The organism is Saccharothrix sp. (genome assembly GCF_031180885.1).
In the GTDB taxonomy this organism is placed as follows: Bacteria; Actinomycetota; Actinomycetes; order Mycobacteriales; family Pseudonocardiaceae; genus Actinosynnema.
In genome coordinates this window covers 1-5,962 of sequence record NZ_JAPSLK010000117.1, presented here as the reverse complement: position 1 = coordinate 5,962, position 5,962 = coordinate 1, and the positions used below count along the sequence as shown (strand labels likewise).

General features: G+C 71.9%; 6 protein-coding genes and 2 tRNA genes. 6 read left to right on the top strand and 2 right to left on the bottom strand.

Features of this window, described 5'->3' with window-relative positions; all coding sequences use genetic code 11:
* The coding region (locus RIN75_RS43800; protein ID WP_309118022.1) for a hypothetical protein at positions 1 to 237 on the bottom strand (237 nt) is incomplete at its 3' end.
* Positions 238 to 501: 264 nt separating this feature from the next.
* On the opposite strand from RIN75_RS43800, the gene RIN75_RS43795 reads away from it, so the two are divergent.
* Positions 502 to 1,092: a hypothetical protein gene (locus tag RIN75_RS43795; RefSeq protein WP_309118021.1), complete on the top strand. Its 591-nt coding sequence runs from the start codon at positions 502 to 504 to the stop codon at positions 1,090 to 1,092.
* Here the strand turns inward: RIN75_RS43795 and RIN75_RS43790 are convergent.
* Positions 1,089 to 1,883, bottom strand: coding sequence for a GNAT family N-acetyltransferase (locus tag RIN75_RS43790; RefSeq protein ID WP_309118020.1), 795 nt, complete (start codon positions 1,881 to 1,883; stop codon positions 1,089 to 1,091). The two genes, RIN75_RS43795 and RIN75_RS43790, sit on opposite strands and share 4 nt — an antisense overlap.
* Positions 1,884 to 1,917: 34 nt before the next feature.
* On the opposite strand from RIN75_RS43790, the gene RIN75_RS43785 reads away from it, so the two are divergent.
* From RIN75_RS43785 to rpmG, 5 genes are all read left to right on the top strand, one after another.
* Positions 1,918 to 2,697 carry a PhzF family phenazine biosynthesis isomerase gene (locus tag RIN75_RS43785; protein ID WP_309118019.1) on the top strand — a complete coding sequence of 260 codons (780 nt, stop codon included), beginning with the start codon at positions 1,918 to 1,920 and terminating at the stop codon, positions 2,695 to 2,697.
* A 175-nt stretch (positions 2,698 to 2,872) separates the two neighbouring features.
* Positions 2,873 to 5,473: a bifunctional diguanylate cyclase/phosphodiesterase gene (locus RIN75_RS43780; protein WP_309118018.1), complete on the top strand. Its 2,601-nt coding sequence runs from the start codon at positions 2,873 to 2,875 to the stop codon at positions 5,471 to 5,473.
* A gap of 74 nt (positions 5,474 to 5,547) precedes the next feature.
* Positions 5,548 to 5,623, top strand: a tRNA-Thr gene (locus RIN75_RS43775).
* A gap of 46 nt (positions 5,624 to 5,669) precedes the next feature.
* Positions 5,670 to 5,742 (top strand) — tRNA-Met (locus RIN75_RS43770).
* Between the two features lie 77 nt (positions 5,743 to 5,819).
* Positions 5,820 to 5,962: 50S ribosomal protein L33 (rpmG, locus tag RIN75_RS43765; RefSeq protein ID WP_309118023.1), on the top strand; the 143-nt coding region annotated here is incomplete at its 3' end.

Sequence of the window (5,962 nt, the reverse complement as noted above, 5' to 3'; positions counted from 1 at the left end):
GATGGCTGCTCGTCCCGCGTCGGTCAGTTCGGCGTCCGTGCGCTCGTACAGGCCCACGGCGCGGCGGGCGCGGAGGAGGCCGGCGTGGACCAGGGCGTGGGTGGTCGTCTGGTCGCAGCACGGCAGGCCGTCGACGTACAGGTCCGGCTCGACGCCGCCCGACAGTTGGCCTCTGCCAGCGGCTACGGCCTTCAGCATGGCCTTCGCCCGGTTGGACAGTTCCTTCGCGATGGTCATGGCGACCCCCTCGCCCGTTGTGCATCCCCTTGTCTCTCAGGAGGTCTCGACCTACGGCTTGAGTACCCCTCGGATCGGGGTTCACTCGGGCGGACGAGAGCCTCGGGGTCACCTTCCCCCTCTCGGCCGTTCGGATCACGTCGCCACGCCGATCGGTTGGGCTGTTCAGCGCAACCGAAGTCCGGGTGACCTCTCGGCGCTGCCAGACCGCCGGCCGTCGTGCGCGCACGCGGATGTCGTGCGCGGGCGACCAGACTCGAACCCATGAGCGAAATCTGGGTCGCCCTGGCCGCCCTCGCCGTCGGTGTCGCCCTCGGGCTGGTCCTCCGGCGCAACCCAATCCTCCGGCGCAACCCAATCCTCCGGCGCAACCCAATCCTCCGGCGCAACCCGACCCTCCGGCGCAACCCGACCCTCCGGCGCAACCCCGTCCGCAGGCGCACCCGACCCGCCGCCCGCGACCACGTCCGCGAGGTGCTCAACGCCGCCGACGACCTCGAATACGGCCTGAACGCCGTCCTCAACTTCGGCCCGCTCTCCTCCTCGGAACTGGTCTCCGTCGACCTGCCCGCCAAGCTCGAACGCCTGATCCGCACCGGCGTCGACCGCGACACCCTGCACGACCTCCGCGCGCACACCGAGCGCATCGCCCTGCACCCCTACCCGGAACCCCGCGAACTGCTCACCGCCGTCCGCGAGGACGACGCCTCCGTCTGGCTCGTCCTGCGCGAAGCCGTGGGCAGCGGCGCCGCGCAGCACCTGGCCGCGGCCAAGGCCCGGGAGTGCCTGGACGTGATCCGCGACGGGCTGCGCGACACCGCGCCCCGCGAAATGAAGGAACTCGTGCGCGTCTAGAGAGCCGGCTGGCGTTGCCACGTCGTCCACAGCGGGCGGTAGCCGTGGGAGTACCAGAACGGGGTGGAACGCGGGTTCGGCAGGGCGTGGTGCAGCAGGGTGACCGCGATGCCCGCCTCGTCCAGCAGCCGGTGGGTGTGCGCCACCAGGGCACTGCCCACGCCGGAACCGCGCGCCGCCTCCCGCACGCCCAGCAGTCCGAGGTAGACGACCGGCGACGCGGACGTGCGGCCCGCGATCCAGTCCGAGTGCGGCGGCATGTCGTAGTACAGGACGCCCAGCGGCGTGCCGTCCCGCTCGGCCAGCCAAAGGCCCGGCTCGTCCCAGGTCAGCCGGGCCTCGATGTGCTCGCGCAGCCGGTCCGCGGTGGACGGCCGCTCGTTGACCATCCCGAACCAGCCGTCGTACCGGACGGTCTGCACGTTCACCGACACGGCCACGGCTACGTCCGCCGCCTCGACCCGCCGGATCCGCACGTCCGCCGCGCCGGGCGGCCCGCCGAGCCCCGCCCGCCGCACCGCGGTCACCAGCAGGGGTGCGAAACCGTGCCGCACCAGCACCTCCGCCGCGGCCACCGCCCGGCTCGGCACGGTCACCAGGGCGGCGGTCTCGTGGTCCCCGGCCCCGGTCAGCGGCCAGTCCCGCACCTGGGCGTCGAGGTCGGCGTCGGGGTGCCAGGTCAGGCTGTGCGTGCGCAACGCGCCCCAACTGGCGTTCAACGCGTCGGCGGTCAGCTCGGCGAACGAGTACGGCTGCCGCACCGGCGCGATGGCGGGCAGTAGCGGGTCCATACCGGGAAAGTAACCATGGCCGTAGCCTGCGACCGTGCGCATTTTCGTGGTGGACGCCTTTACCGACCGGGCGTTCGCGGGCAACCCCGCGGGCGTCGTGCTGATCGAGGACGACGACAAAGCGGACGACGAGCGCTGGATGCAGTCCGTCGCGGCGGAGATGAAGCACGCCGAGACCGCATTTGTGCGCCTAAAAGAACAAGGCCCTCTCCCGCTGCGCTGGTTCACCCCCGTCCGCGAAGTCGACCTGTGCGGCCATGCGACGCTCGCCACCGCGCACGTCCTGGGCGGCGACCGGACCTTCACCACCCGCAGCGGCGACCTCACCTGCACGACCACCGGCGACGGCTGGGTGGAGATGGACTTCCCGGCCGACCCGGCCACCCCCGTCGAGGTGACCACCCCGCTGAAGGCCGGCCTGCCCGGCATCACGGTCAAGGCGGTCGCCCAGGGCGTCTCCGACGTCCTCGTCGAAGCCGCGAGCGCCGAGGAAGTCCGCGCGCTCCAGCCCGATTTCGCCGCCCTGGCCGAGGTCCCCGGCCGCGGCGTGATCGTCACCGCGCCCGGCGACCGCCCCGGGCTCGACGTGGTGAGCCGCTGCTTCTACCCCTCCTACGGGGTCCCGGAGGACCCGGTGACCGGTTCCGCGCACTGCACGCTCGCCTCCTGGTGGGCGCCGCGGCTCGGCCGCGCGGAGCTGCTCGCCGAACAGGCCTCGCCGCGCGGCGGGCAGGTCCGGGTGATCTTGGCCGGTGATCGCGTGCGGCTCGCCGGACGAGCGGTGACGGTGCTGGCAGGGGAGCTGATCGTGTGAGCCGAACTGTTACCTTTCGTGGTAATCGGTGCAACGACCTGCCATTTCGTCGCCCAACCGGGGTACATTGGCACCCCTGGAGGGGTCTCGGTGGGTGTTCGGGACCCCTCAGTCACGCCAGGAGTTCGTAGGCCGCGACCCGGCCGACCGCGACGACGGCCGACGAGGAGGGTGGATGTCCGACCACGTGTCGGCCACGGCGCCGAACGCGCCGACCCGGTCCACGACCCGCGCGTTCAGCGTGTTCGCGGTACTGCTCCTGCTCGCCGGGACGCTCTCCGCGGTCGCCGTGGGCTCGTGGCTGCCCGACCGGGACCCCAGGCACCTCCTGTGGACCGGACCGCTGCTCGTCGTCGGGTTCCTGCTCGCCGAGCAGCTCGCCATCAACGTCGACGTGCGCAGCGGAGTGGCCTGGACCATCTCGTTCACCGAGATCCCGCTCGTCCTGGGCCTGTTGGTCGCCCCGTTCGAGGTCGTGCTCGCCGCGCACGTGGTCGCGGGCGTCGGCACGCTGCTCGGCCGCCGGGTGCTCGACCGCGCCGTCTACAACGCGGGCCTGATGTTCATGGAGATCTCGGTGGCCTTCGCGGTCGCCCACTCCGTGGACCTGTTCCTGGACGGCAACGGCCCCAAGTGGGCGGGCGCGTTCCTGGGCACCATCGCCGTGCCGCTGCTGGCCAGCGTCCTGGGCCTGACCGCGCTGCGGCTGATGGGCAAGGGCATGCGCGTCGGCCCGAGCCTGCGGCTGGTGCTGCAGACCCTGGTCGTGGCGCTGCTGAACACCTCCGCCGGCCTCGCCGGGTACGAGATCGCGGACAAGGCCCCGTGGGGCGGCGTCCTGATCGTCCTCGTCTTCGCCGGCATCACCGCGATCTACCTCGCCTACTCCGGTCTGCTGCGCGAGCAGCGCGACCTGGAGACGCTCAGCGAGGTGTCGCTGCGGGTGGCCCGCTCCGGCCGGCACGCCACCGGACCGCGCGGCGCGGCCCCGGACGGCGGCGACGCCCGCGCCGACGACGACGAGTGGCAGCTCATCGCCGAGCGCATCCGCGAGCAGCTCAACGCCAACCGGGTCGTGCTGCGGTTGCGCACCGACCCGCAAGCGCCGATGCGCACCCTGGTCGCCGGCGAGCCGCTGCCCCAGGGGATGCGCCGCGACGACCCGCGCCAGCTGCGCGAGGACGCCATGCTCCAGCTGCCCGGCTCGCAGGTGCGGTACTTCCGCATCGTCGACGCCGGCGAGGACGTCTCCGAGGCCCTGGTCCGCCGCGACGCGCAGGAAGCGCTGGTGGTGCCGTTGCGCGGCGCGACCCAGCTCCTCGGCGCGGTCGAGGTGCACGACCGGCTCAGCCGGTGGCGCGGCTTCGGCAAGGCGGACCTCCAGCTGCTGCGCACCCTGGCCAGCCACCTGTCCACCGCCGTGGACAACCGGCGCCTGCTGGCCCGGCTGCGCCACGACGCCTACCACGACCCGCTGACCGGCCTGCTCAACCGGCCCGGCCTGCGCGAGGCCGCCGCCGAGCCGATGCGCCAGGCCCACCGGTCCGCGGTGATCCGGGTCGACCTCGACGTGCTGTCCACCGTGTCCGACGCGCTGGGCCAGGCCTGGGGCAACCGGATGGTGGTCGCGGCCGGCCGCCGCCTGCGCGACGAACTCGGCCCCGAGGTGCCGCTGGCCCGCCTGGAGGGCGGCGCGTTCGCCGCGCTGCTGGTGGACCGGCAGGCCGAGCGCATCCAGGAGATCGCCGAACGCCTGCGGGCCGCGCTGTCCGTGCCGTACCCGGTGGACCGGCTCACCGTCGAGGCGGGCGCGGTCGTCGGCTGGGCGTCCACCGCCGACTGCGAGATCGAGGACCCGGACGCCGACGCCCTGCTCCAGCGGGCCGACGTGGCCGTGCGGGCGACCAGCGAGGGCGAGCCGCTGCGCGCGTACGCGCCGTCGATGGGCCAGATCTTCCTGCGCCGCTTCCAGCTGGTCACCCAGTTCCGGTCGGCGCTGGAGAGCGGCCAGGTGTCGATCCACTACCAGCCCAAGGTCGCGCTGCCCAGCAGACAGGTGGTCGGCGCGGAGGCCCTGGTGCGCTGGAAGCACCCCGAGTTCGGCCGCGTCGACCCGGACGAGTTCGTGCCCGCCGTCGAGGCCACCGGCCTGGTGGACGTGCTGACCGACTTCGTGATGGACAAGGCGCTGGACCGGGTCCGCCGGTGGATCGACCGCGGATTGCGGATGTCCATCGCGGTGAACCTGTCCGTGCGCACGCTGGCCGACGAGGAGTTCCCGGACCGGGTCGCGGCGGCGCTGCTCAAGCACGACGTGCCGCCGGAGCTGCTCACCTTCGAGCTGACCGAGTCCGGCGTGATGGCCGACCCGGAGCGGGCGCTGCCCGTGCTGCGCCGCCTGCACACCATGGGCGTCGTGCTCGCCGTGGACGACTTCGGCACCGGCTACTCGTCACTGGCCTACCTGCGCCAGCTCCCGGTGGACGAGGTGAAGATCGACAAGTCGTTCGTCCTCGGCATGGGCACCGACCTCGGCGACATGGCTGTGGTCCGGTCCATCGTGGAGCTGGGCCACTCGTTGAGCCTCACCGTGGTCGCCGAGGGCGTCGAGGACGACGCCGCGCGCGACCAACTGGTCTCGATGGGCTGCGACGTGGCGCAGGGCTACCTGATCTCCCGGCCGCTGTCCGAGGAGCGCTTCGAGGCCTGGTTGCGGGCGCGAACCGTGCAGGTCAGGGGCGCGCGGGATGAGACGGTGCTCACCTTGGTGCACTGAAGGGACCCCCCGATTTCGTGAACCGCGCGGCGTTGTTGTAGAGTTCTCCTCGCTCGGCAAGAACGAAAGAGCAAGCCCCTTTAGCTCAGTCGGCAGAGCGTCTCCATGGTAAGGAGAAGGTCTACGGTTCGATTCCGTAAAGGGGCTCCACGACTTGGCCGCGGTGCGCTAGCATGCGCGGCCTGTAGTCGTGCGAAGCGGTGTAGCTCAGTTGGTAGAGCAAGCGGCTCATAATCGCTGTGTCGCCGGTTCAAGTCCGGCCACCGCTACTTCGTGAAGATCCCCGCCAGGCGGTAAGCCCGTACTGGGCCCACGGGGCAGGTGCGCTCTAGAAAGGCAAGGACCCGTGGCTGCAACCGACGTACGCCCGAAGATCACCCTCGCGTGCGAGGAGTGCAAGCACCGGAACTACATCACCAGGAAGAACCGGCGCAACGACCCGGACCGCCTGGAGATCAAGAAGTTCTGCCCGAACTGCAAGACCCACCG